This is a genomic window from Streptomyces sp. NPDC046122 (assembly GCF_056429965.1).
In genome coordinates, this window is the sequence record NZ_JBWKLQ010000002.1 from 137,561 (window position 1) to 163,423 (window position 25,863).

The 25,863-nt window shown below is 71.6% G+C and carries 22 protein-coding genes; 8 read left to right on the forward strand and 14 right to left on the reverse strand.

What is annotated here, in order from left to right; all coding sequences use genetic code 11:
- Positions 1 to 61: 61 nt before the first annotated feature.
- Together AC07FK_RS05520 and AC07FK_RS05525 are read right to left on the reverse strand one after the other, a co-directional pair.
- Positions 62 to 421: a hypothetical protein gene (locus AC07FK_RS05520; RefSeq protein ID WP_479102819.1), complete on the reverse strand. Its 360-nt coding sequence runs from the start codon at positions 419 to 421 to the stop codon at positions 62 to 64.
- A 47-nt stretch (positions 422 to 468) separates the two neighbouring features.
- Positions 469 to 1,422 carry a heme o synthase gene (locus AC07FK_RS05525; RefSeq protein ID WP_479102820.1) on the reverse strand — a complete coding sequence of 318 codons (954 nt, stop codon included), beginning with the start codon at positions 1,420 to 1,422 and terminating at the stop codon, positions 469 to 471.
- A gap of 352 nt (positions 1,423 to 1,774) precedes the next feature.
- On the opposite strand from AC07FK_RS05525, the gene tkt reads away from it, so the two are divergent.
- From tkt to pgl, 5 genes are read left to right on the forward strand one after another with little or no spacing between them, the layout of a single operon-like run.
- Positions 1,775 to 3,844 (forward strand): transketolase, encoded by a 2,070-nt coding sequence (tkt, locus tag AC07FK_RS05530; RefSeq protein ID WP_479102822.1) that lies wholly within the window; start codon positions 1,775 to 1,777, stop codon positions 3,842 to 3,844.
- A gap of 36 nt (positions 3,845 to 3,880) precedes the next feature.
- Complete coding sequence (gene tal, locus AC07FK_RS05535) at positions 3,881 to 4,999, forward strand: transaldolase (RefSeq protein ID WP_479102824.1); 1,119 nt, start codon at positions 3,881 to 3,883, stop codon at positions 4,997 to 4,999.
- A 3-nt stretch (positions 5,000 to 5,002) separates the two neighbouring features.
- On the forward strand, positions 5,003 to 6,526 hold the full coding sequence (gene zwf / locus AC07FK_RS05540; protein WP_479102826.1) for a glucose-6-phosphate dehydrogenase: 1,524 nt from the start codon (positions 5,003 to 5,005) through the stop codon (positions 6,524 to 6,526).
- On the forward strand, positions 6,523 to 7,542 hold the full coding sequence (opcA, locus tag AC07FK_RS05545; RefSeq protein WP_479102827.1) for a glucose-6-phosphate dehydrogenase assembly protein OpcA: 1,020 nt from the start codon (positions 6,523 to 6,525) through the stop codon (positions 7,540 to 7,542). The genes zwf and opcA overlap by 4 nt, the downstream gene beginning before the upstream one ends.
- Positions 7,539 to 8,321, forward strand: a complete 783-nt coding sequence (pgl, locus tag AC07FK_RS05550; protein WP_479102829.1) for a 6-phosphogluconolactonase — start codon at positions 7,539 to 7,541, stop codon at positions 8,319 to 8,321. The genes opcA and pgl overlap by 4 nt, the downstream gene beginning before the upstream one ends.
- A 76-nt stretch (positions 8,322 to 8,397) precedes the next feature.
- Here pgl and AC07FK_RS05555 read toward each other — a convergent pair whose 3' ends face one another.
- The 5 genes from AC07FK_RS05555 to AC07FK_RS05575 form a co-directional block, all read right to left on the reverse strand.
- Entirely contained in the window at positions 8,398 to 9,270 is an 873-nt protein-coding gene (locus AC07FK_RS05555; RefSeq protein WP_479102831.1) for a carbohydrate ABC transporter permease, read from the reverse strand.
- Positions 9,267 to 10,640 (reverse strand): ABC transporter permease, encoded by a 1,374-nt coding sequence (locus AC07FK_RS05560; protein WP_479102833.1) that lies wholly within the window; start codon positions 10,638 to 10,640, stop codon positions 9,267 to 9,269. Before AC07FK_RS05560 ends, AC07FK_RS05555 begins: the two co-directional genes overlap by 4 nt.
- An 11-nt stretch (positions 10,641 to 10,651) precedes the next feature.
- Positions 10,652 to 11,983: an ABC transporter substrate-binding protein gene (locus AC07FK_RS05565; protein WP_479102835.1), complete on the reverse strand. Its 1,332-nt coding sequence runs from the start codon at positions 11,981 to 11,983 to the stop codon at positions 10,652 to 10,654.
- 34 nt (positions 11,984 to 12,017) lie between these two features.
- Positions 12,018 to 13,688: a glycoside hydrolase family 13 protein gene (locus tag AC07FK_RS05570; RefSeq protein ID WP_479102836.1), complete on the reverse strand. Its 1,671-nt coding sequence runs from the start codon at positions 13,686 to 13,688 to the stop codon at positions 12,018 to 12,020.
- A 197-nt stretch (positions 13,689 to 13,885) separates the two neighbouring features.
- Positions 13,886 to 15,163 (reverse strand): ABC transporter substrate-binding protein, encoded by a 1,278-nt coding sequence (locus AC07FK_RS05575; protein WP_479102838.1) that lies wholly within the window; start codon positions 15,161 to 15,163, stop codon positions 13,886 to 13,888.
- A 191-nt stretch (positions 15,164 to 15,354) separates the two neighbouring features.
- Between AC07FK_RS05575 and AC07FK_RS05580 the strand changes: the two genes are divergently transcribed.
- The 3 genes from AC07FK_RS05580 to AC07FK_RS05590 are packed head-to-tail and all read left to right on the forward strand — an operon-like array spanning position 15,355 to position 18,999.
- Positions 15,355 to 15,861, forward strand: a complete 507-nt coding sequence (locus tag AC07FK_RS05580) for a PadR family transcriptional regulator (RefSeq protein ID WP_479102840.1) — start codon at positions 15,355 to 15,357, stop codon at positions 15,859 to 15,861.
- Entirely contained in the window at positions 15,858 to 16,703 is an 846-nt protein-coding gene (locus tag AC07FK_RS05585) for an ABC transporter ATP-binding protein (protein WP_479102842.1), read from the forward strand. The genes AC07FK_RS05580 and AC07FK_RS05585 overlap by 4 nt, the downstream gene beginning before the upstream one ends.
- A gap of 4 nt (positions 16,704 to 16,707) precedes the next feature.
- Positions 16,708 to 18,999 (forward strand): ABC transporter permease, encoded by a 2,292-nt coding sequence (locus tag AC07FK_RS05590; protein WP_479102844.1) that lies wholly within the window; start codon positions 16,708 to 16,710, stop codon positions 18,997 to 18,999.
- 62 nt (positions 19,000 to 19,061) lie between these two features.
- Here AC07FK_RS05590 and AC07FK_RS05595 read toward each other — a convergent pair whose 3' ends face one another.
- The 7 genes from AC07FK_RS05595 to tpiA form a co-directional block, all read right to left on the reverse strand.
- Entirely contained in the window at positions 19,062 to 20,603 is a 1,542-nt protein-coding gene (locus AC07FK_RS05595) for a PH domain-containing protein (protein WP_479102846.1), read from the reverse strand.
- Entirely contained in the window at positions 20,600 to 21,109 is a 510-nt protein-coding gene (locus tag AC07FK_RS05600; protein ID WP_479102847.1) for a PH domain-containing protein, read from the reverse strand. The genes AC07FK_RS05595 and AC07FK_RS05600 overlap by 4 nt, the downstream gene beginning before the upstream one ends.
- A 24-nt stretch (positions 21,110 to 21,133) precedes the next feature.
- Positions 21,134 to 22,789: a glucose-6-phosphate isomerase gene (gene pgi / locus AC07FK_RS05605; protein ID WP_479103898.1), complete on the reverse strand. Its 1,656-nt coding sequence runs from the start codon at positions 22,787 to 22,789 to the stop codon at positions 21,134 to 21,136.
- 58 nt (positions 22,790 to 22,847) lie between these two features.
- Positions 22,848 to 24,080 (reverse strand): MFS transporter, encoded by a 1,233-nt coding sequence (locus tag AC07FK_RS05610; protein ID WP_479102849.1) that lies wholly within the window; start codon positions 24,078 to 24,080, stop codon positions 22,848 to 22,850.
- Positions 24,081 to 24,191: 111 nt separating this feature from the next.
- Positions 24,192 to 24,527: an RNA polymerase-binding protein RbpA gene (locus AC07FK_RS05615; RefSeq protein WP_479102850.1), complete on the reverse strand. Its 336-nt coding sequence runs from the start codon at positions 24,525 to 24,527 to the stop codon at positions 24,192 to 24,194.
- Positions 24,528 to 24,728: 201 nt separating this feature from the next.
- Entirely contained in the window at positions 24,729 to 24,959 is a 231-nt protein-coding gene (gene secG, locus AC07FK_RS05620; RefSeq protein ID WP_028813905.1) for a preprotein translocase subunit SecG, read from the reverse strand.
- A 121-nt stretch (positions 24,960 to 25,080) separates the two neighbouring features.
- A complete protein-coding gene (gene tpiA / locus AC07FK_RS05625) occupies positions 25,081 to 25,857 on the reverse strand; it encodes a triose-phosphate isomerase (protein ID WP_479102852.1) in 777 nt (258 codons plus the stop codon).
- Positions 25,858 to 25,863: the final 6 nt, after the last annotated feature.

Consider the following 25,863-nt stretch of genomic DNA (forward strand, 5'->3'; position numbering starts at 1 on the left):
GGGCTCCTGTGGTGGACGTGCTTCCACAGGCTCTAACGGGTGACCCCCGCGTCAGGTGTTGCTAGGCGGGCGGCTGGGCAGTCGGAGCCGGCGCGTCGGCCGGTCCGTTGGAGGGGCCGCCGACCTGGATGCCGGCCATCCGGGTCCACTCGTACGGGCCCGTGCGCACCTTGGCGGCGAAGTCGCCGTCGAAGGACTCGTGCAGGGTGATCCCGGACTTCTCGGCCGCGCTCCGCGCGACGGCGTGGGTGGGGGCGACCAGGTCGCCCCACTCGCCGTCCTCGCCCACGAGCACGATGCGGGTGCCCGCCTGGCCGATGTGGGCGAGCTGCCCCTCGGCGCCGCCGTGCCGCTTGGCGAAGGCGGTGATCTCCTTGGCGAGCTTCGCCACCTTGCGCTCTGCCTGCTTCGTGTCTGCCATGCGGCCGATGCTACCGACGGGTAGCCCAGCGGTCCACAGCGGACGGCCTATCGCAGGAAGGGGTCCACCGCCACCGCGACGAACAGCAGCGAGACGTAGGTGATGGACCAGTGGAACAGCCGCATCTCCTTGAGCTTCCCACCGGTGACCCCGGCCTTGGCGCGGGACTGGAGGCCGTGCGCCTCCTTGAGCCACCAGCCGCCGGCCACCAGGGCGACCGCGGTGTAGAACCAGCCGGTGTAGCCCAGCGGGGTCAGCAGCAGTGAGACACCGACCATCACCCAGCTGTACGCCACGATCTGGCGGGCCACCACCTTGTTGGAGGCGACGACGGGGAGCATCGGAACACCCACCCGGGCGTAGTCCTCCTTCACCTTCATCGACAGCGGCCAGTAGTGCGGCGGCGTCCAGAAGAAGATGACCATGAAGAGGACGACGGCGGCCCAGGACATCGAGTTCGTGACGGCGGACCAGCCGATGAGGACCGGCAGGCAGCCCGCGATGCCGCCCCAGACGATGTTCTGCGCGGTGCGCCGCTTGAGGATCATCGTGTAGACGACGACGTAGAAGAGGAGCGCGCCGAGCGAGAGGGCGGCCGACAGCCAGTTGACCAGCAGGCCGAACCAGAGCGTGGAGATCACGGCCAGGCTGATGCCGAAGACGAGGCACTCTGCGGGGCTCACCATGCCGGTGACCAGCGGACGCTGCGACGTGCGGTCCATCAGCGCGTCGATGTCACGGTCGATGTACATGTTCAGCGCGTTGGCGCCGCCGGCCGACAGGTAGCCGCCGAGACAGGTCACCAGGACCAGCCACAGGTCGGGCACACCCTGCTCGGCCAGGAACATCACCGGGACGGTGGTGATCAGCAGCAGTTCGATGATCCGAGGCTTGGTCAGTGCCACGAACGCTTTGACCCGGGCTCCGAACGGCCGATGGCCCCCCGGGCTGGGAGTCAAGGCGACCCCTGCGGGTCGGGACTCGACGGCCGTCACGCACACCCCTGACAGAGAAATTCCAGCAAGCTCCGGGCGTGAGGGCCCGGTAAAGACTTGCGCGTACCACGCCACTCTAGACGTTGCCCGGACACCGATCTCCGCCGGGGTCCGGTCGTGTTGAGCACCCCCGCAGGGGGATACGTACTTATAAGCAGGGGGGGTCCGTACATACGAGGTGAACTCCGGGAGGCGAAGTCCCCCGCCCGCCCGCACGCTGGGCCGTGTCCCCTTTTATCCGGGACCGTCCAAGCCCTGGACTCGAAAAGAGGCGTGTTCTCGCGGGGGTAGGCTCGACTACGCCCGGTGCGCTACCAGTCGCCGGGATTCGACATGTGGAGAGGAGCCCTGACTCAGGGTGAGCACCAAGCCGACCACCACAGATCTCGAGTGGACCGAATTGGACCAGCGGGCTGTCGATACCGTCCGCGTCCTGGCCATGGATTCCGTACAGAAGGTCGGCAACGGCCACCCTGGTACGGCCATGAGCCTCGCCCCGGCCGCGTATGTGCTGTTCCAGAAGCTGATGCGCCACGACCCCAGTGACGCGAACTGGACCGGCCGCGACCGTTTCGTCCTCTCACCCGGTCACTCCAGCCTGACGCTCTACATCCAGCTCTACATGGCCGGCTACGGCCTGGAGCTGGACGACCTGAAGGCGTTCCGCACCTGGGGCAGCCTGACGCCGGGTCACCCCGAGCACGGGCACACGACCGGTGTGGAGACGACCACGGGCCCGCTGGGCCAGGGCATCGCCAACGCCGTGGGCATGGCGATGGCCGCCCGCTACGAGCGCGGTCTGTTCGACCCGGAGGCCGCCGAGGGCGCCTCCCCGTTCGACCACACCATCTGGGCGATCGTCTCCGACGGCGACCTGGAGGAGGGCATCTCCGCCGAGGCGTCCTCGCTCGCGGGCCACCAGAAGCTCGGCAGCATCGTCGCGCTGTACGACGACAACCACATCTCGATCGAGGGCGACACCGAGACCGCCTTCTCCGAGGACGTGCTCAAGCGCTACGAGGCGTACGGCTGGCACGTGCAGCGCGTCGAGCAGAACGCGAACGGCGACTTCGACGTCAAGGCGCTGTACGCGGCGCTCAAGGCGGCGCAGGACGAGACCGAGCGCCCGTCGATCATCGCGGCGCGCACGATCATCGCCTGGCCGGCACCGAACGCCCAGGGCACCGAGGCCTCGCACGGCTCGGCGCTGGGCGAGGAGGAGATCGCGGCCACCAAGCGCGTGCTGGGCTTCGACCCCGAGCAGCACTTCCAGGTCGACGACGACGTCTTCGCGCACGTCCGCAAGGCCGCCGAGCGCGGCCGTGAGGCGCACGCCGCCTGGGACAAGCAGTTCCAGGAGTGGCGCAACGCCAACGCCGAGCGCGCCGCCACCTTCGACCGCATCGCCAAGGGCGAGCTGCCCGAGGGCTGGGAGAAGTCGCTTCCCGTCTTCGAGCCGGGCAAGGCCGTCGCGACCCGCGCCGCCTCCGGCAAGGTCCTCCAGGCGCTCGGCGCGGTCATCCCCGAGCTGTGGGGCGGCTCCGCCGACCTCGCCGGCTCGAACAACACGACGATCGACAAGACGTCGTCGTTCCTGCCCGTCGGCAACCCGCTGCCCGAGGCGAACCCGTACGGCCGTACGGTCCACTTCGGCATCCGCGAGCACGCCATGGGCTCGACGATGAACGGCATCGCGCTGCACGGCAACACCCGCATCTACGGCGGCACCTTCCTGGTGTTCTCCGACTACATGCGCCCCGCCGTCCGCCTCGCCGCGCTGATGAAGCTGCCCGTGACGTACGTCTGGACGCACGACTCCATCGGTCTGGGCGAGGACGGCCCGACGCACCAGCCGGTCGAGCACATGGCCGCGCTGCGCGCCATCCCGGGTCTCAACATGGTCCGCCCGGCCGACGCCAACGAGACGGCGATCGCGTGGCGCGAGATCCTCCGCCGCAACGACGCCCCGCACGGTCTGGCGCTGACCCGCCAGGGTGTGCCGACGTACGAGGCCAACGAGGACGCCGCGCGCGGCGGTTACGTGCTCGCCGAGGCCGAGGGCGGCCAGCCGCAGGTCGTCCTGATCGGCACCGGCTCCGAGGTCCAGCTCGCCGTCGAGGCGCGCGAGCAGCTCCAGGCGGCCGGTATTCCGACCCGTGTGGTGTCGATGCCCTCGATCGAGTGGTTCGAGGAGCAGGACCAGGGGTACCGCGACAGCGTGCTGCCGCCGTCCGTCAAGGCCCGCGTCGCGGTCGAGGCGGGCATCGCCCTGACCTGGTACCGGTACGTCGGTGAGGCCGGCCGCATCGTCTCGCTGGAGCACTTCGGGGCTTCCGCGGACGCCAAGGTGCTCTTCCGGGAGTTCGGTTTCACCGCGGACGCGGTCACGGCCGCCGCCCGGGAATCCCTGGCTGCCGCAGCGCGCTGACGCCGGTATATACGACAAGTAGGAGATGCAACTCTCATGACAGACGCACTCAAGCGCCTCTCCGACGAAGGCGTCGCGATCTGGCTTGACGACCTTTCGCGCCAGCGGATCACCTCCGGCAACCTCGCCGAGCTGATCGACCAGCAGCACGTCGTGGGCGTCACGACCAACCCTTCGATCTTCCAGAAGGCGATCTCCGAGGGCCACGGTTACGACCAGCAGCTCGGCGACCTCGCCGCCCGTGAGGTCACCGTCGAAGAAGCCATCCGCATGATCACGACGGCTGACGTGAGGGACGCCGCCGACATCCTGCGGCCGGTGTTCGACGCGACCGGCGGTCAGGACGGCCGGGTGTCGATCGAGGTCGACCCCCGCCTGGCGCACAACACCAGGGCCACGACGGCCGAGGCCCGCCAGCTCGCCTGGCTGGTGGACCGTCCGAACACCCTGATCAAGATCCCCGCCACCCGTGCGGGCATCCCGGCGATCACCGAGACCATCGGTCTCGGCATCAGCGTCAACGTGACGCTGATCTTCTCGCTGGAGCGCTACCGCGAGGTCATGGACGCCTACCTGGCCGGCCTGGAGAAGGCGAAGGCCGCGGGCCTGGACCTGTCCAAGATCCACTCGGTGGCCTCGTTCTTCGTGTCCCGCGTGGACACCGAGATCGACAAGCGTCTCGACGGCATCGGCACGGACGAGGCCAAGGCCCTCAAGGGCAAGGCCGCGCTGGCCAACGCCCGGCTGGCGTACCAGGCGTACGAGGAGGTCTTCTCCTCGGACCGCTGGGCCGCGCTGGACAAGGCCAACGCCAACAAGCAGCGTCCGCTGTGGGCGTCGACCGGCGTCAAGGACCCGTCGTACAAGGACACCCTGTACGTCGAGGACCTCGTCGCCCCCGGCACGGTGAACACCATGCCCGAGGCGACGCTGGAGGCGACCGGCGACCACGGGCGGATCACGGGCAACACGATCGCCGGTACGTACGAGCAGGCGCGCGCCGAGCTCGACGCCGTCGAGAAGCTCGGGATCAGTTACGACGACGTGGTGCAGCTGCTCGAGGACGAGGGCGTCGACAAGTTCGAGGCGTCCTGGAACGACCTGCTCAAGTCGACCGAGGCGGAGCTCAAGCGCCTCGCCCCTTCGGAGGGCTAAACATTGTCCAGCAGCAATCCGCTGCGTGACGCTCAGGACCGACGGCTCCCGCGTATCGCGGGGCCGTCGGGCCTGGTCATCTTTGGCGTCACGGGCGATTTGTCACGTAAAAAGTTGATGCCTGCCGTCTACGACCTGGCCAATCGCGGCCTGCTGCCGCCGGGCTTCTCGCTCATCGGCTTCGCCCGCCGCGACTGGGAGAACGAGGACTTCGCCCAGGTCGTCCACGACGCCGTCAAGGAGCACGCCCGTACGCCCTTCCGCGAGGAGGTCTGGCAGCAGCTCATCCAGGGCATGCGCTTCGTCCAGGGCAACTTCGACGACGACAACGCCTTCGAGACGCTGAAGTCCACGATCGCGGAGCTCGACAAGGCCCAGGGCACCGGCGGCAACTTCGCCTTCTACCTGTCCGTGCCGCCGAAGTTCTTCCCGGCGGTCGTGCAGCAGCTCAAGAAGCACGGACTCGCCGACCAGAAGGAGGGCTCCTGGCGGCGGGCCGTCATCGAGAAGCCCTTCGGGCACGACCTCGCCTCGGCGCAGGAGCTCAACCGGATCGTCCACGAGGTCTTCCCGGCCAACGAGGTCTTCCGGATCGACCACTACCTGGGCAAGGAGACGGTCCAGAACATCATGGCGCTGCGGTTCGCCAACCAGATGTTCGAGCCCCTCTGGAACCGGTCGTACGTCGACCACGTGCAGATCACCATGGCCGAGGACATCGGCATCGGCGGCCGCGCCGGCTACTACGACGGCATCGGCGCCGCCCGTGACGTCATCCAGAACCACCTGCTCCAGCTCCTCGCGCTGACCGCCATGGAGGAGCCCGCCTCCTTCGACGCCGACGCGCTGGTCGCCGAGAAGACCAAGGTGCTCGGCGCCGTCAAGCTGCCCAAGGACCTGGCCCGGGAGACCGTGCGCGGGCAGTACGCGGCCGGCTGGCAGGGCGGCGAGAAGGCCGTCGGCTACCTCCAGGAAGACGGCATCGACCCCAAGTCGAAGACCGACACCTACGCCGCGATCAAGCTGGAGATCGACAACCGCCGCTGGGCGGGCGTCCCCTTCTACCTCCGTACGGGCAAGCGCCTCGGCCGCCGCGTCACCGAGATCGCGGTCGTCTTCCAGCGCGCCCCGCACTCCCCCTTCGACCACACGGCCACCGAGGAGCTGGGGCAGAACGCCCTGGTCATCCGGGTCCAGCCGGACGAGGGAGTCACGGTCCGGTTCGGCTCCAAGGTGCCGGGCACCGCGATGGAGGTGCGGGACGTGTCGATGGACTTCGCGTACGGCGAGTCCTTCACCGAGTCCAGCCCGGAGGCGTACGAGCGCCTGATCCTGGACGTCCTGCTCGGCGACGCCAACCTCTTCCCGCGCCTGGAGGAGGTCGAGCAGTCCTGGCGGATCCTCGACCCGATCGAGGAGTTCTGGGACAGGACCGGCAAGCCCGCGCAGTACCCGGCCGGTACGTGGGGCCCGGTCGAGGCGGACGAAATGCTCGCACGAGACGGACGGAGCTGGCGTCGGCCATGAAAATCGACCTGACGGACACCACGTCCAGCAAGATCAACAAGGCTCTCGTCCAGGGCCGCCGCGCCATCGGCACGCCGGCCGTGGGGATGGTCCTGACACTGGTCATCGTCACCGACGAGGAGAACGCGTACGACGCGCTCAAGGCGGCCAACGAGGCCTCCCGCGAGCACCCCTCGCGCACCCTGGTCGTCATCAAGCGGGTGTCGCGCTCACCGCGCGACCGCTCCAAGGCCCGCCTCGACGCCGAAGTGCGCGTGGGTACGGCGGCGGGCACCGGCGAGACCGTCGTCCTGCGGCTGTACGGCGAGGTCATCGACCACGCGCAGTCCGTGGTGCTGCCGCTGCTGCTGCCCGACGCCCCCGTCGTGGTGTGGTGGGCGGTGAACGCGCCGCTCGACCCGGCGAAGGACCCGCTGGGCGCGCTGGCGCAGCGCCGGGTGACGGACACGTACGCCGCCGAGCACCCGATCCGGGAGCTCACCGCGCGCGCCGAGGCGTACACGCCGGGCGACACCGACCTGTCCTGGACGCGCATCACGCCGTGGCGCTCGATGCTCGCGGCGGCGCTGGACCAGATCGAGTGCGAGGTCAGCTCGGTCGAGGTGGAGGGCGAGGAGTTCAATCCGAGCGTGGAGCTGCTGGGCATGTGGCTCGCCGACCGGCTGGGCGTACCGGTGAAGCGTTCCGTCTCGGACGGTCCCGGTCTGACGGGCGTACGGATGGACACCAACTGCGGGCCGATCCGGCTCGGACGGTCCGACGGTTCGCTGGCGTCCCTGTCCATCGAGGGGCAGCCGGACCGCGCGGTGGCGCTCAAGCGGCGGGACACCGCCGAGCTGATCGCCGAGGAGCTGCGCAGGCTGGACCCGGACGACACGTACGCGTCGGCGCTGAAGTACGGCGTCGAGCGGCTCGGTGAGCAGGGCGCCAAGGAGCCGGCGGCGGACACGTCCGCGGCGGCCCCGGCCAAGAAGACGGCTTCGGGCGCGGCGGCCAAGAAGGCGGCGTCGAAGTGAGAGCACCGCAGCTTGTCGTCCACCACGACAAGGAGCTGATGGCGCAGGCCGCGGCGGCCCGGCTGATCACGAAGGTCGTGGACGCGCAGGCCACCCGCGGGTCGGCGTCGGTCGTACTGACCGGCGGCCGCAACGGCAACGGCCTGCTGGCCGCGCTGGCCTCCTCGCCGGCGCGGGACGCGGTCGACTGGTCGCGGCTCGACCTGTGGTGGGGCGACGAGCGCTTCCTCCCCGAGGGGGATGCGGAGCGCAACGTCACCCAGGCGCGCGAGGCGCTGCTGGACGCGGTGCCACTGGACCCCGCGCGGGTGCACGCGATGCCGGCGTCGGACGGCGAGTACGGCGAGGACGTGGACGCGGCGGCGGCCGGGTACGCCGCCGAACTGGCCGCGGCTGCCGGGTCCGAGGACCACGGTCCGGTGCCGACGTTCGACGTCCTGATGCTGGGCGTCGGCCCCGACACGCACGTCGCGTCGCTGTTCCCGGAGCTGCCGGCGGTCCGCGAGACGGAGCGCACGGTGGTCGGGGTGCACGGTGCGCCCAAGCCCCCGCCCACCCGGGTCACCCTCACGCTGCCCGCGATCCGCGCGGCGCGTGAGGTGTGGCTGCTGGCGGCGGGCGAGGACAAGGCGAAGGCCGCGGCCATCGCGCTGTCGGGCGCCGGGGAGATCCAGGCCCCGGCGGCGGGCGCGTACGGCCGCCGCCGCACGCTGTGGCTGCTGGACGACGCGGCGGCGTCCCAGCTGCCGCGCGCGCTCTACCGTCCTGCCATCCCCTGACGGCCTGACGCCGAACGGCACGACGAGGGCCCGGCCCGCCTCACGGCGCGCCGGGCCCCTTCGCGTACGGGAGCGCCTACTTGACGGAGCCCGCCATGACGCCCTGCACGAAGTGACGCTGGAAGGCGAAGAAGACGGCCACCGGCACGACGAGTGAGAGGAACGCGCCGGGCGCCAGTACGTCGATGTTGCTGCCGAACTGCCGTATCTGCGACTGGAGCGCCACCGTGAGCGGCTGCGAGGAGCTGTCCGCGAAGAGCAGGGCGACCAGCATGTCGTTCCAGACCCACAGGAACTGGAAGATGGCCAGGCTGGCCAGGGCGGGCCGGCCCACGGGCAGGACCAGTTGGGCGAAGATCCGCCACTCGCTGCCGCCGTCCATCCGCGCCGCCTCCAGCATCTCGCGGGGGATCTCGGCGAAGTAGTTGCGCAGCAGGAAGATGGCGAACGGCAGCCCGTAGGCGACGTGGAACAGCACGACGCCCGGGATGGTGCCGAAGAGCCCGAGCTGTCCGAACAGCTTGGCCACCGGCAGCAGTCCGACCTGGACCGGCACCACGAGCAGCGCCACCACCACGAGGAACAGCGCGTCGCGCCCCGGGAACTCCAGCCAGGCGAAGGCGTACGCGGCGAGCGCGGAGAGCACGACGACCAGCGTGGTGGCGGGCACCGAGATGAGCACCGTGTTCCAGAACGCCTGGGTGATGCCCGTATCGGCCAGCAGGGTGCTGTAGTTGTCGAACGACAGCTGTCCGGGGGCGGCCAGCGCGGTCCACCAGCCGCTGCCCGCGTTGTCCCGCTCGGAGCGCAGCGAGGAGAGGAAGAGGCCGGCCAGCGGTGTGATCCAGACCAGTCCCGTGACGACCAGCACCGCCTGGACGACTCCGCTGCCGAGTCTGCTGGTCAGCCGCGCGGGCCAGGCCCGGCGCCGGTCGGTGGGGGCGGTCATGACTGGCTCCTGCGGAAGCGGCGGACGTTGAAGAGCATGGCGGGCACCACCAGCACCAGCAGCAGCACCCCGAGCGCGCTGCCGAGACCCTGGTCCTGACCGCCGCCGAAGGACACCAGCCACATCTGGGTGGCCAGTACGGTGGCCTCCTCCTGCACCGGGCCGGGCGCGATGATGTAGACGAGGTCGAAGACCTTCATCACGTTGATCACCAGGGTCACGAACACCACCGTCAGCACCGGGGCGAGCAGCGGCACGGTGATCCTGCGGAAGATCTGCCACTCGTTCGCGCCGTCCATCCGGGCCGCCTCCAGGGTCTCCCGGGGCAGCGCGGAGAGCCCGGCCCCGATGAGCACCATGGCGAAGCCGGTCCAGATCCACAGGTACGCGCCGATGACGGCCGGCGTGACGAGGGCGGGGCCGAGCCAGGAGACACCCTCGTACGGCGGGGCGAAGTTCGCGGCGGGCAGCCGGAGTTGGTACGACCCGGCGTCCAGGCCCGTGAAACGGTAGGAGCCGTCCGCGCCGGTGGTGGCCCGTGCGGCCACCTCACCGTCGCGCACCGCCTCGACCTCCATCCGCGGCAGGCCGCTCTCCTGCGCGTCGACCTCGCCCTGGGCCCCGCCCCCGCCGGGGGTGAAGTCGAGGTAGACGACACCGCGCAGCTCGTCCAGGGCGGCCTCGGCGCCCGCCGCGCGGGCGGCGGGCGCCGCCCCGGCGGGCAGTTCGTCCGGCCGTACGCCCACGAGTCCGAGGTTGACGGTGCGTCCCGGACCCGCCTCGGCGGTCGTACGGAAGGAGCCGTCAGCGGCCTTCGCGAGTCCCTGTCCGTCGCGGGCGCGGGCGGTGGGGTACGAGGAGGAGTCCTGGAAGGCGTCGTGGACGCCGACCGCCACCGCGTTCAGCACGCCGCGGTCGGGGTCCTCCTCGTACGCGAGCCGGAAGATGATGCCGGCGGCGAGGAAGGAGACCGCCATCGGCAGGAAGAGCAGCAGCTTGAAGGCGGTCGCCCAGCGGACCTTCTCGGTGAGCACGGCGAGGATCAGCCCGAGGCCGGTCAGCAGGGTGGGGGCGACGACCACCCAGATGGTGCTGTTGCGGATGGCCTTGAGCGTCGCCGGGTCGCGGAACATCTCGGTGTAGTTGTCGCCGCCGACGAAACGGGTGCCCGTCGCGTCGAAGAAGCTGCGTCCTACGGAGAACAGCATCGGGTAGACGACCAGTACGCCGAGCAGCAGCAGGGCGGGAAGGGCGAACACCACGGCCACGAACCAGCGGCGGCGGGCGGCGCGGCGCCGGGGAGCGGCGGCCGGCGGACCGGCCGGTGAGGACCGGGCGGGGGTACGGGAGGGGCTGGTGAGGGCGGTCATGGCAGTCGCCCTCAGTTCTTGAATGCCTTGGCCGCCGCGGCTTCGAGCGCGGCCGCGGTGCCCTTCGGGTCGGCGGGGTCGCGCAGGAAGTCCTGGAGGATCTTCCACTCCCCCATGCCCTTGGTGCCGCCGAAGGCCGCCGGGGCCTGGTCGGACATGTCGAAGCGGACGGTGTCCCCGGCCTCGACGAGCGACTCGGCGATGCTGCGCGCGGTGTCGTCGCCGTACGCGGCGGGGTCTGCCTTCTTGTTGGGCGACAGGAAGCCGCCCTCGGCGGCCCAGACCTCGGCTGCCTCGGGGGTCGCGAGGTAGTCCATGAGCGCCATGGCCGCCTTGCGGTTGCGGCCGTCCTTCAGGACCACGGCGGCGTCGCCGCCGCTGACCACCGGGGCCTTGCCGCCGTCCACGGCGGGGAACGGGAAGAACGCCGCGTCCTCGCCGATCTTCCGGCCGTGCTCCTCCTTGGCTATGGAGCCGACGAAGTCGCCCTCGTAGACCATCGCGGCCTCGGGTTCGGGGCCGAAGACCTGCCCGACGGAGCTGGGGAAGTCGGTGCTCAGCGCGCCGGACCGGCCACCCGCGACGAGGTCCTTGTCCGAGAACAGTTTGCCCAGGGTGCTGAGCGCCTTGACGACGCTCGCGTCGGTCCACGGCAGTTCGTGCGCGGCGAGCCGGTCGTACTTCTCGGGGCCGGCCTGGGAGAGGTAGATGTTCTCGAACCAGTCGGTGAGCGTCCAGCCGTCCTCGCCGGCGACGGCGAAGGCCGGCAGTCCGGAGTCGGCGACCGTGGCGGAGCTCTTCAGCATCTCGGCGTACGTCTTCGGCGGCTTGACGCCCGCCTGGTCGAGGGCGTCCGGGCTGTACCAGACCGTGGACTTGTGGGCGGCCTTGAAGTACAGGCCGTAGAACTCCCCGTCGACGGTGCCGTAGTTCTTCCAGACCGGTGCGAAGTTGTCGGTGACGGTCTGCTCGGTCTTCTCGCCGAGCGGCTGGAGCCAGCCCTTGCGCGCGAACTGCTTGAGCACGCCCACCTGCGGCACCATCACCACGTCGGGTGCGTTGCCGCCCTCGATCTTGCTGCCGACGACGGTGGAGACGTTGTCGCCGGTGGAGATGAACTCCACCGTGGCGCCGGTCTTCTCGGAGAAGGCGTCGAGCACCTTGCGGAAGTTCTTCTGTTCCGTGCCGGACCACACACCGGCGACGACCACCTTGCTGCCGTCGAGCTTCCCGCCGCCGCTTCCCGCGGGGGCGATGTCACCGCCGCCGCACGCGGTCGCGCCCAGCGCGAGGGCGAGCGCCGAGGAGCAGGCTGCCACAGTCCGTCGTTGCACTCTCATCATGGCTTTTCCTTCCGAAGGGGTGGAGTGGGAGGGGTCACAGGGCGGCGCTGTCGCTGATCCACCAGGCGGCGGTGGACCCGGGCAGTACGCCGTCGGCGCAGGGGCCGCTGGCGAGCAGCGGGGGGCCGGCGACCGGAGAGGGTACGGGGGCGGTGCCGAAGTTCACGGCGCACACCAGCCCGTCGCCCCGGACGAAGGCGAGCACTCCGGGCGGGCTGTCCAGCCAGCGCAGACCGCCGTCGGCGAACTGCGGGAGCCCACGCCGCAGTTGCAGGCCGTCGCGGTAGAGGTGCCAGAAGGAGCGGGTGTCGGCGAGCGCCCGGTCCGTGGCGTGTTCGGCGAACCACTCGGGTTGCGGCAGCCACGGCCTGGCGGCCCCTTCCATGCCCGACGTGAAGCCGAACGGGGAGGCGTGGCCCGACCACGGCAGGGGGACCCGGCAGCCGTCGCGGATGCGCTTGCGGCTGCCCGTACGGCGGAATATCGGGTCGGTCAGGACGTCGTCGGGCAGGTCCACGACCTCGGGCAGGCCGAGCTCTTCGCCCTGGTAGATGTACGCCGATCCCGGCAGCGCCATCATCAGCAGCGCCGCGGCCCTGGCGCGTGCGGAGCCGAGGCCGCTGCCGTCGGCGGCGGACTCGCCGTAGCGGGTGACGGTGCGTACCTGGTCGTGGTTGTTGAGGACCCAGGTGACGGTGGAGCCGGTGCCGGCGATGTCCTCCATCGCGCCAGAGATGATCTTCTGGAACGCGTCCGCGTCCCAGGGGGCGCCGAGCAGGTCGAAGAAGAACGCCTGGTGCAGTTCGTCGGGGCGTACGTACAGGGCGTGTTCGCGCGGAGTCGGCACGGAGACCTCTCCCACCAGCAGCCGCTCCCGGCCGTCCCGGGCCGCGTACTCCTCGCAGACGGCGCGCCAGTGGCGCCACACGCCGTGCACCTCGGGCTGGTTCCAGGCGAGGGGGTTGACGGAGTCGCGGGTCCGCTCGTCGGCCTCGGGGTCCGGGGAGTCGGGGAGCGCGGGGTGCTTGAAGAGCCCCGCGGCGACGTCGATGCGGAAGCCGTCGACGCCCCGGTCGAGCCAGAAACGCAGGACGTGGTCGAAGTGGGCGCCGACCTCGGGGTTGCGCCAGTTCAGGTCGGGCTGCTCGGGGGTGAACATGTGGAGGTACCACTGGCCGGGGGCGCCGTCCTCGCCGGTCACGCGCGACCAGGCGGGACCGCCGAACATCGCCCGCCAGTTGTTGGGCGGCTCGTCGCCGCCCGGCCCCCTGCCGTCGGCGAAGTGGAAGCGGGCGCGGGCGGCGCTGCCGGGTCCGGCGGCGAGCGCCTCGCGGAACCAGGCGTGCTCGCTGGAGCAGTGGTTGGGGACGATGTCCAGCAGCACCTTGACGCCGAGCCGCCGGGCGGCCGTGATCAGCAGGTCGAACTCGGCGAGGTCTCCGAAGACCGGGTCGACGTCGCAGTAGTCCGCGACGTCGTAGCCGTGGTCGTGCTGCGGCGAGGGGTAGAACGGGCTCAGCCAGATGCCGTCGACGCCGAGCTTCTTGAGGTACGGCAGCCCCGCCCGTACGCCGGCCAGGTCGCCGATGCCGTCACCGGTACTGTCCAGGAAGCTGCGGACGTACACCTGGTAGATGACCGCGTCCCGCCACCAGTGGCGTGCGACGCGAAGGGGGAGGCCGTTGTCGGCCGGGGCAGTGAGCATCACCCGTGGACCTGTTCCTACTTGTGCGTGCGGGAGTGCCCAGAGCGGGCCCCCGTTATGCATGCATGTTAGGTAGGTGTGACGAGAGGGTGTCAACGATGCGAACGAAAGCCGCCCGGAGTTACGTAGGTATGTCCAGGGTTATGATGCAGCTCAGATAGATAACAGGTAACTACTTAGGGGGCCGCGAGGGCGCCTCAGCCTCGGCGGGCGACGGCCCGAAGCTCCCGCGCCAGCCGGTCCACGGCCTGCTCCGGGGTCTGGCGCAGCGCCAGGGCGTCGTACGCCACCGCCTGCACAGCCAGGCTCACCTGGTCGTAGCGCGGGCTCTTGGGCCGCGGCTCCGCCGCGAGCACGCTCCGGCGCAGCGTCGGCAGGTACGGGTACGCGCGCACGAGCTGCGGATCGGCGTACAGGGCGGCCCGCACCGGCGGCAGCGAGCCCTCGGTGAGCACCTTGCGCTGCACGGGCTCGCTGGTCAGGTAAGTCATCAGATCGACGGCCGACTCCCGGTGGCGCGAGTCGGCGTTGACCGCGAGGTTCGAGCCGCCCAGCACGCTCGCGCCCGCGCCGTCGGGCCCCGGCAGCGGCGTCACGCCGAACTTCCCGGTGACCTCGGAGTCCTTGCCGCCGGCCGCGGCGTGGACGTACGGCCAGTTGCGCAGGAAGAGCAGCCGGCCGTCCTGGAAGGCCTGCCGCGACTCCTCCTCCTTGAAGCGCAGCGCCCCCTGCGGAATCCAGCCGTCCCGCACGCCCCGGGCCAGGAAGCCCAGCCCGGTGCGGGCGGCGGCGGAGTCCACGGTGACCCGCTCGCCGTCGTCGCGGAGGAATGATCCGCCGGCCGAGTGCACCGCCTCGGTGACGTTGACGGCCAGCCCCTCGTACGGCAGGAACTGCCCGGCGTATCCGCCGATTCCGTACTTCGGGGCGATCGTCGACGCCTGCCGTTCCAGGTCGGCCCAGGTGCGGGGCGGCTGTTCGCCCTCGCGCCGCAGGATGTCCTCGCGATAATAGAGAAGTCCGGCATTCGTTACATAGGGGACGGCGTACAACCGTCCGTCGAAGGTCGCGGTGTCGACCACCGGAGGCAGGAAGGCGTCGAGCGGGAACCGGTCGCGGTCGACCGGGGAGATCCATCCGGCGGCGGCGAACTCCGAGGTCCAGGCGACGTCGATGTTGAGGACGTCGAATCGCCCCCGGCCGGTCCGCAGTTCGGTGATCATCTGCGCCCGCGTCTCGTCGGCCGAGTCGGGCAGCTCGACGAGGGTGACCTTCTCGTCGGGGTGCGTACGGTTCCAGCCGTCCAGCAGCGGACCGAGATACCCGGTGAGATCGCCGGCCGTGGCCAGCGTCATGGGCCCGCGCCCGTCCCCGCCGCCCGGCGGCCCGCCGGGGCGCGCGACGCCGCCCGCGTAACCGGCCACGACCACGGCGACGGCCAGGAGTCCCCTTCCGGCGGCTCGTATCCACCGCATAGGTTCACTCCTCGGGCACCGGCGTCATTCGTCGTCGAGTGGCGTCAGGGGCCATGTATACCCGTTGGGCATGGGCGATACTAGAGCCCACCGGACAACACCAGGGCGATACGGGCCACACTCCGGCGGCGGTCGGGTCCGGCCGCGACGAGCAGGTACGGATCACGTACGGAACGGGGAGGAGAGCACGCGTGCGCCTGCCCCTTCTCGCCCTCCTCGCCCGCGGACCGGCCCACGGGTACGAGCTCAAGCAGGGGCTTGAGCAACTGCTGGGCGCCGCGTACCCTCAGCCGAACGTCGGCCAGATCTACGTCACCCTCGGCCGGCTGGAGAAGTCCGGACTGATCGAGGGCGAGGAGATCGCCCAGTCGAGCCGGCCGAACAAGAAGATCTACCGGCTGACGGACGCCGGGCGGGAAGCACTGCATGTCTGGTTCGAGGATCCGACCGACGAGCCGCGCGTACGCGACGAGTTCTTCATGAAGCTCGCTCTCGCACCGGCCTCCGGCATGGCCGACCAGATCACTCTCATCAACAAACAGCGGCGGCAGTACCTCAACACCCTGCGGGACCTGTCGAAACTCGCCGCCGCCGAGGACCGGGACAACCGGATCTCCCAGCTGCTGATCGAGGGCGCGATGCTGCATCTGCAGGCCGACCTCGACTGGCTGGAACGCTGTCAGGAGGAGCTGGAATGAGCGACGAAGCACCTTCCGGCGTGCCCGCTTCCGCGCCTTCCTCCACCGTGCCCTCCAATGCCGCTTCCGTCGCGCCTTCCCCCGCCGCGCCTCGCGCCGACGCGCCCGCGCCCGTCCTGCGCGCCGAAGGGCTCGTCAAGACCCACCGGGGCGAGGGCGCCCCCGTCTACGCCGTGCGCGGCGTCGACCTCACGGTCCACCCGGGCGAGTTCGTCGCGGTCACCGGCCCGTCCGGTGCGGGGAAGTCGACGCTGCTGCATCTGCTCGGCGGCCTCCAGCGGCCGGACAGCGGCGGCATCTGGCTGGACGGCGTGCGGGTCGACGGCCACAGCGAGGCCCGCTGGGCGGTGCTGCGCCGCCGCCGTATCGGCGTCGTCTTCCAGTTCTTCAACCTGGTGTCCAACCTGACGGTCGCCGACAACATCGAACTGCCGGCCCTGCTCGCCGGGAGCAACGCGCGCCAGGCCCGCGCCGAGCGCGAGAAGCTGCTCGCCGAGCTGGGCCTCGAGGGCAAGGAGCGCAGCATGCCGGGCGAGCTGTCCGGCGGCGAGCAGCAGCGCGTCGCCCTCGCGCGCGCCCTGGTCAACCACCCCGGGCTGCTGCTCGCCGACGAGCCGACCGGCAGCCTGGACAGCAAGGGCACCCGCGAGGTGATGCGGCTGCTCTCCCGCTTCCACCAGCGCGGCCAGACCATCCTGCTGGTCACGCACGACCACCGGCTGGCCAGCTCGGCGGACCGGGTCATCAGCTTCTTCGACGGGCGCGTGGCCGACGACGCGGTGCTCGGCGGCAGGGCCGGCGGCCGCCGAGGCGTCGCCGGCGTGCTCGAACTGAAGGACTGACGCGGTGCGGGCCACCCTGCGCTGGGCACACGCCGACCTGCGCACGCACCGCGGCGAGGCGCTGTTCATCGTGCTCGCCACCGCCGGGATCATCGTTTCGCTGCTCCTGGCCGGCGCGCTCCTCGGTTACGCCGCGAACCCCTGGCAGCGCGTGTTCAACGAGTCGCGCGGCGCCCATGTGTGGATCCACACCAGCCGTTCCGCCGACGCGGCGGGACTGGCCCGGCTCGACGGGGTCGACGCGCTCTCCGGTCCGTACCGCACGGCCCGTACGACCCTGCGGTCCCAGGGCGCGGAGGCCGCCGTCGAACTGCGCGGCGCGGCCGACCGCCCCGTGACGGGCCGCCCCCTGGTCACCTCGGGACGCTGGCTGGACCCAGGGGCGACGGGGGGCGTCGTACTGGAGAGCAGTCTGGCCCGCGCGCTGTGGGCGGGGCCCGGGGACACCCTGTCGCTGCCGGCCGCCGGCGGGGCGTCGGTACGCCGGCTCACCGTGCTCGGCGTCGCGGACAGCGCCGAGTCCCCCTACCGGCCCGGCGACCGGCCGGGCACCGGCTGGGTGCTGCCCGGCGAACCGGCCCTCACCGGCGCGCCGGCCGACCGCGCGGGGCAGGTCGTGGGAGTGCGGCTCGACGACCCCGACGACACAAACTTCGCGGTGCAGCGGGCGGTCACCGCACTGGGCGCCGGGGAGGTCGCCGAGGTCTCCCACTGGCACCAGGCGCGCGCCGAGGCGCAGAGCGACAGCCGGCTGCTCGGCCTGCTCCTGGGCGTCTTCGGACTGGGCGCGCTGCTGGCCGCCGCGCTGGCGGTGACCGGCGCGATCAGCACCCGGATCCGCGGCCACCTGCGGGACATCGCCGTCCTGAAGGCGATCGGTTTCACGCCCGCCCAGGTGGTACGCATCTTCCTCGTCCAGCACCTCGCCTTCGCCCTGACCGGCGTGGTGCTGGGAACGGCGCTGGTGGAGACGCTGGGCTCGCGGCTGCCCGGCCGGATCGGCGAGGCGGTCGGCGTGTGGCAGGACCTCCCCGCCCACACGGCCGTACTCCTGTCGCTGCCGGCCGCCGCGCTGCTGGTCATCGGCGCGGCCACCGGCCTCGCCGCGTGGCGGGCGGGGCGGGTGCCGCCCGTGCCGGCGCTGCGGTCCGCCGAGCCCGTGCTCGGCCGGATGCCGGCGGCGGCCCGGCGCGCGCTCGGGCTGGGCGTCGCGCCCGCGGCGGTGCTGGGCTGGCACGCGGCGTTCGGCCGCCGGACACGCGCGCTGTCCTCGATCGCGCGACTGGCCCTGCCGGTTCTGCTGATCACGGTCGCGCTGAGCGCCTGGTCCACGCTGGACGGCCTCCAGGGCCGGGCGAACGGCGCGGCGGCGGAACTGACGGTACGTGCGGCGGAGGGCCTGGAAGACCACGAAGTAAGGGACGTACTGGACGCGAACCCCGGGGTCGCTTCCGCCCACCCCGGGGTGGAGGTCGCGGCGCTGGTCCCCGGGCAGACGGGCACGATCGCGCTGCGCGGCCTCGGTTCCCGGGCCCGGCCTTACGCCTTCGCCCCTGCCGAGGGGCGTGCGCCTCGGGGGCCCGACGAGGCGGTGGCGGGCCAGGGGCTGCTCGACCTTCTCAACATCGAGGTCGGCGACTGGGTGCGGATGACGGTCGGCGGGCGGCCGCAGATCCTGCACGTCGTCGGCCGCGTGATCGAACCCGAGAACGCCGGCCGGGTCGTCACCACCGACCTCGACACCCTCCGCGAGCGCGACCCCGCACTCGCACGGGCCTTCTACCAGGTGCGGTTGCGGCCGGGTGCGGACGCGGGCGCGGTGAGCACGGAACTGGCGAGCGCGCTGGACGGCCGGCTGGACGTCGGCGGGGCGACGGGACCCGCCGACGGGCTGGCTCCCGCCCGGGGCGTGGTCGTGGGGCTGATCGCCGTACTGGCCCTGATCGGCCTGACCGAGCTGCTCACCGTGATCGGTGCGAGCGTGCGCGAGCGTGAACGCGACCTGCTGGCCCTGAAGGCGGTGGGCCTGACCCCGCGCCAGGTCACGGCGATGATCGTGACCTCCGCCGCCCTCACGGCACTGGCCGCCGCGGCGGGGGGTACGGCGCTCGGAGTGCTGCTGGCCGACGCGCTGATCGACGCGCAGGGCGCGTCGAGCGGCGTGGGCGCCGGCATCGCGCACGCCCCTTCGCCCCTCGTCCTGCTGGCGGTGGTGACGGCGGCGGTCCTGGGCGCGGTCGCGGCCGCCGCCCTCCCCGCCGCCCGGGCGACGCACCACCGCCCGCGGACACCCTGACCACGGCCACCTGACCCGGCCCGCCGGGTTTCGCCGGCCCCCGGCAGGCGCGCTCGGCCCTGTCAGTCGCCGGTCCGTTCCAGGAAGGGCGTCAGCAGGCCCGGTACCGACGTGTCGGCGAAGTGCAGGCCCTCGCTCTCGTCGGCGTCGTACACCGCGTACGCGCCCGCCCCGGCGGCGGTCGTCGCGATGAGCGTGACCAGGCCGGCCCGCCGCTGGAACACGGACTGCTTGACCGTCCAGCCGATCACCCCGCTCCGCTGCAACGCGACCGTCGTACGCCGCACCGTCCCCGAGCGCGCGACCAGGTAGCCGCCGCTGATCCCGTGCCCCAGGCTGCGGTACGCGTCGCGCCCCAGCAGCGCCGCAGGCGGCACCAGCACGATGCCGACCGCCACGGCCGCGTACAGCAGGACGTCGGTCAGCAGCACACCGAGGCCGGCGAGGACGAGCACCGGGGCCAGCGCCGCCCCCACCGCCCGGCGCAGCCGGCGCCTGCGCGCGGCCGGCGGGTGCGGCGTGAGGCCGGCCGCGCGCGTGGGCGAGGCGGCCTCGCGCAGGACGTGGGCCGCCACCCCCTCCGCCGTGGCCCGGGGCACGGCGGGCAGCAGGGTCTTGTGATCCGCGTGACCACCGCTGTCCTCCCCCGTCGACAGTCCCGTGGCGACCGCGTCGACCCGCGCCGCGCCCACCATGCGCACGCCGAGCGGCTCGACGAGCTCCACACCGCGCAGCCTGCGCTCCTCGACGGATACCGACCGGGTGGTGAACAGGCCGCGGCGGACCCGCAACGTACCTCCCGGCTCCCGCTCCAGCCGGTAGTTCCACCACATCTCGACCCACAGGCCGAGCGCCCCGACGACCCCCGCCGCACACGCCGCCGCGACGAGCACGACGGCGATCCACAGCACCGGCGTGTCCTGGAACCGGTCCCGCACCCAACCGATCAGCCGTCCCCGTGCGCCGAACCACTCGCTGACCTGCATCAGCCCGCCCACCGCGGCGCCACCCAGCGCCGGGACCACGAACGACACCGGCGCGTACCGGATCCAGGCCGGGTCGAGGACCGCGAGTTCACCCTCCCGGTGCGGGCCGGCCCCTGCGGCGGCCGGTCCGCGATCCAGCAGCTCCGTACGAAGGCGCTCGCCCTCCGCGCGCGTGACGGCGTCGAGTTCGAGGGTGGACTCGCCGCCGCCCGTGTTCTCGCCCGTACCGATGCGGACCTTCACGAGCCCGAGCACCCGCAGCAGCACGTTCGCCGTCAGGTCGACGCTGCGGATGCGCTCTCGCGCCAGCGAACGGCGCTTGACCAGCAGCAGCCCCGTGCGGAGTTCGACGCGTTCGGCGCCCAGGCGGTACCGCGTGCGGTGCCACCGCACGCAGTCGAGCGCCGAGCCGCCCGCGATCAGCAGCACGGCCGCGCCGAGTGCCCAGGCCAGCGCCTGCCACACGGGCCTGCCGCCGGCGAGTCCGGCGAACACGGGCAGCCCCGCACCGGCCGCGATGCCCGCCATGACCAGCGCGGCGGCGAGGACGGTGCGCGGGGCGAGCCGCCGCCAGCCGTCACCGTCGGCCGGCCGCTCCCCGTTCCCCCGGTCGCTCACGTCGCGTCCCCGGGTGTGGCCCGCGTCAGCACGGTCAGCCGGTCGGCGAGTCCGGCGGCGCGTTCGTGGTCGAGCCCCTCGATCGTCACCGCGCCCTTGGACGACGCGGTGGTCACGATGACCGTGGACAGCCCGAACGCCTGCTCCAGAGGTCCGCGCACCGTGTCCACGGTCTGGATGCGCGACATCGGCGCGATCCGCCACTCCTGCCGGAAGAAACCGGTACGCACGTACACCGCGTCGTCCGTGACCTCCCAGCGGTGCACCCCGAACCACCACCGAGGCAGCAGGGCGGAGGCGGCCGCGCCGAGCACCGCCACCGCCCCGGCGGCCATCAGCAGCCACGGCCGTGCGGGCGCGAGGAACGCGCCCAGCACGGCTGCTGCGGCCACCGGCCCCGCGGTCAGCAGCAGGCACCGGGTCCGCCACCAGCCGACGACCCGCCGGTCCAGCGTGTTGTTCGGCGGCCGCAGCCGCACGGTCCCCCCGGACCCGGTACCGGTCACGGCCGGCCTCCCCCCTCCGCCCGGTCAGCGACCGCGCAGCGTCCGGTACGTGGCGGCGAGCGTCGCGGTCGAGCTGTCCAGCTGCTCGCCGTCCGCGTCGGCCCCGGTCAGCACCGGCTCGATCTTCTTGGCGAGCACCTTGCCGAGCTCGACGCCCCACTGGTCGAACGAGTCGATGTTCCACACGGCGCCCTGTACGAACACCTTGTGCTCGTACAGGGCGATCAACTGCCCCAGCACCGAAGGTGTCAGGTCGTCCGCGAGGATCGTCGTGGTCGGGTGGTTGCCGAGGAACGTCTTGTGCGGCACCAACTCCTCGGCGACCCCTTCCGCGCGCACCTCCTCGGGCGTCCTGCCGAAGGCCAGCGCCTGCGTCTGGGCGAAGAAGTTCGCCATCAGCAGGTCGTGCTGGGCCTCCAGGCCCGGCAGCAGGTCGGCGACCGGCCGGGCGAAGCCGATGAAGTCCGCCGGGATCGTCTTCGTGCCCTGGTGGAGCAACTGGTAGTACGCGTGCTGCCCGTTCGTCCCGGGGGTGCCCCAGACCACGGGCCCCGTCTGCCAGTCGACCGGGTCGCCCTCGCGGTCCACCGACTTGCCGTTGGACTCCATGTCCAGCTGCTGGAGGTACGCGGTGAACTTCGACAGGTAGTGGCTGTACGGGAGGACCGCGTGGGCCTGCGCGTCGAAGAACGCCCCGTACCAGAGGCCGAGAAGACCGAGCAGCAGCGGCGCGTTCTCCTCGGGGGGCGCGGTGCGGAAGTGCTCGTCGACGAGGTGGAAGCCGTCGAGCAGCTCGCGGAAGCGGTCCGGGCCGATGGCGATCATCAGCGACAGGCCGATGGCCGAGTCCATCGAGTAGCGTCCGCCGACCCAGTCCCAGAACTCGAACATGTTGGCCGTGTCGATGCCGAAGTCGGCGACCTTCTCGGCGTTGGTGGACAGGGCCACGAAGTGCTTGGCGACGGCGCCGGCGTCCGCCCGCAGATTCGTCAGCAGCCAGTCGCGCGCCGACCTGGCATTGGTGATGGTTTCGATCGTCGTGAAGGTCTTGGAGGCGATGATGAACAGGGTCTCGGCCGCGTCCAGATCGCGTACCGCCTCGTGCAGGTCGGCCCCGTCGACGTTCGAGACGAAGCGGACCGTCAGGTCCCGGTCGGTGAAGGACCGCAGCGCCTCGTACGCCATGGCGGGCCCGAGGTCGGAGCCGCCGATGCCGACGTTGACGACGTTCTTGATGCGCTTTCCGGTGTGGCCGGTCCACTCCCCCGACCTGACCCGCTCGGCGAAGGCGGCCATTTTGTCGAGCACCGCGTGCACGGCAGGGACGACGTTCTCGCCGTCGACCTCGATCACCGCGTCGCGCGGGGCCCGCAGGGCGGTGTGCAGCACCGCGCGGTCCTCGGTGGTGTTGATCCTCTCGCCCCGGAACATGGCGTCCCGCAGCTCCGCCACCCCCGCCGCCGCGGCCAGTTCGCGCAGCAGCCCCAGCGTCTCGTCCGTCACCAGGTGCTTGGAGTAGTCGAGATAGAGGTCGCCGACCTTGAGCGTGTACCCGCTGCCCCGCTCCGGATCGGCGGTGAACAGTTCTCGCAGATGCGTCTGGCCCAGCTGCTCACGGTGCTTCGCGAGAGCGGCCCACTCGGGCATCCGGTTGAGCCTGGTACGGCTTTCTGCGTTCATCTCGGACATCAGCCCACTTCTTCTCGTACCTGCGTGCATGCCCCGCTGCTCCTCCAACCTAATTGATCAGAACGGCCAGCGATGCTGTGGCGGCCGCGAAGAGCCCCGCCGCCAGCAGCGCGGGCGTGTTCAGCCCCCAGGCGGAGGCGGCGGCGCCGCCGAGCAGCGCGCCGAGCGGAGCCCCGGCGATCGCGAGCGTGCGGAAGGCCGAGCCGATCCTCCCCAGCATCGCCGCGGGACTGCGCTCCTGCATGAGCGTCACCTGCTGGGTGTTCCACACCAGCCCCATGAAGCCGAACAACGCGAGCGCGGCGACCGCCACCCACAGCTCATGGGCCAGCCCCATCGCGGCCAGGCAGCCGGTCTGTACCGCGCCTGCGGCCAGGACGCTGCCGACCCGTCCGATGCGCGCGGACAGCCGTCCCGCGAGCATCCCGCCCGCCACGCTGCCCACGCCGTACGCCGTGACGGCCGCCGCGTAACCGCCGTGTCCGCCGTCGAGCCACCCGGTGACGTGCAGGACCAGCGTGGCGATGAGCGCGGCCATGCCGATGTTGCACAGGGTCGTGGCGACGCAGAGCCCGCGCAGCACCCGGTCCCGCCACAGCGCCCGCAGGCCCTCGGCGATGTCCCCGCGCAGCGTCGAGCCCGCCGGTCTCGGTGCCCGCTCCGGTGCCGGCGCCCGCAGGGAGGCGATCAGCACCGCCCCCACGACGTACGTCGCGGCGTCCACGGCGTACGGGAAGGCCGCGCCGGCCAGCAGCAGCGCAGGCACCAGTGGGGCGGCCAGGAAACCGCCCGCGATCTGCTGCCCGCTCAGCAGGCGGGCGTTGGCACTGCCCAGCGCGGCCTGCGGCACCAGCGAGGGCAGCAGGGCCGTGGCCGCGTTGTCGAAGAGCGTCTGGAGCGTCGTGAGCGCGAAGGCGAGGGCGATCAGCAGCGCGATGGAGGCGTGGCCCAGGGCGACCGCCACCGCGAAGGCAGCCATGAGCGCGGCCCGCACCAGATCCACGGTCCACATCGCCCGCCGCTGGTCGACCCGGTCGGCGACGGCGCCGCCGAGGAGCCCGAACAGGAGCCAGGGCAGGTAGCCGCACGCCGTCACCAGCGCCACGAGCACGGGGTCCGACGTCAGCGAGGCGGCGAGCAGCGGCAGCGCGGCGGCGCGCAGCGAGTCGCCGAACTTCGAGACGACGGCCGCCGTCCACAGCCGGCCGAAACCCCCGCGCCAGGCCGGCGCCGGGCTCTTCGTCGCGGCCGGCTCAGCCGTCGCGTCCTGGTGCGTCGTCACAACTCCCCCTCCGGTTCCCCTGCTTCGAGAACCGTAGGGGCCGCCACTGACAATCGGCCGCCGAAAGCGCTCCGGCCGGACACCCGAAGGCGTCCGGCCGGACCACGAATCCTAGATTTCGCCCCGCAGTTTCGCGAGAGCCTCGGCGAGGATCGCCTCGCCGTCCGCTTCGCTGCGCCGTTCCCGTACGTACGCGAGATGCGTCTTGTACGGCTCGGTGCGCGGTGGAGCGGGCGGGTTGTCCCGGTCCTGTCCGGCCGGGAACCCGCAGCGCGGGCAGTCCCACGTGTCCGGGACCTGAGCGTCACTGGCGAAGCTCGGCTGCGTCTCGTGCCCGTTCGAGCACCAGAAGGAGATGCGCAGACGGGGCGCGGACTCGCCGCGCTCAGCCTCGCCCATCGGCCCCGCTCCGACCCGGCTTCCCCGGATCGCGTTGCCACTTGCCACGGTCGTAACTCCCTGCGTGATGTGCTGGACTGCATCAGTCAGCGGCTGCCGCCGCGGAGTCGTCGAACAGCTCAGCTGCGAGCGCCCCAGTCTACGTAGGGCTCAACGCGCGTCCAGTGGCCGGAGTTGCACCCCGTCCCCGCAGACGCGAGTCGCAACCCCATGATAGGCCGCGCTCCCGTCTCCGTACCGGACGTCGGGTCAGCTGTCCAGCTTCATCAGCAGGCCGAGCACGATGATGCACGCGAACCACATCAGACCCACCACCACGGTGATGCGGTCGAGGTTGCGCTCGGCGACCGAGGACCCACCGACCGACGACTGCATGCCGCCACCGAACATGTCGGAGAGACCGCCGCCCTTCCCCTTGTGCATCAGAACCAGCAGCATCAGCAGCAGGCTGAATACGATCAGGGCGATCGAGAACCCCATAACCACGGCTGGACCAACTTCCTCGGACTTCGGACTTCGGAGACGGACGACGAGGGCCGGACGGCTGCTGACAGCCGTGCCGGCCCCCGCCAGGGTACGACGGATCGGCCCTACGGCCTACTCACTGGTCGCGGAACCGGACGATCTTGACGAACTCGTCGGAGTCCAGCGCCGCACCGCCCACCAGGGCCCCGTCGACGTCCGGCTGCGCCATGATCGCGGCGACGTTCCCGGACTTGACCGAGCCGCCGTACTGGATGCGGACCTTGTCGGCCAGCTCCTGCGAGTACAGCTCCGCGAGACGGCCGCGGATCGCACCGCAGACCTCCTGCGCGTCCTCGGGGGTGGCGACCTCGCCGGTGCCGATGGCCCACACCGGCTCGTACGCGATCACGACGGACTCGGCCTGCTCGGCCGGTACGTCCTTCAGGCCGCCGTCGAGCTGTGCGAGCGTGTGGGCGACCTGGTTGCCGGCCTTGCGGACGTCCAGGCCCTCGCCGACGCACAGGATCGGCGTCAGACCGTGCTTGTACGCGGCCTTCACCTTGGCGTTGCAGATCTCGTCGGTCTCGTTGTGGTACTGCCGGCGCTCGGAGTGGCCGACGGCGACGTAGGTGCACTTGAGCTTGGCGAGCATCGCGCCCGAGATCTCGCCGGTGTACGCACCGGAGTCGTGCGCCGAGAGGTCCTGGGCGCCGTACTTGATCTTGAGCTTGTCGCCGTCCACCAGCGTCTGCACGGACCGCAGGTCGGTGAAGGGGGGCAGGACGGCGACCTCGACGAAGTCGTAGTCCTTGTCCGCGAGTGCGAAGGCGAGCTTCTGGACGTGTGCGATGGCCTCGAGGTGGTTGAGGTTCATCTTCCAGTTGCCCGCCATAAGCGGGGTGCGCGTGGTCATGCTGGG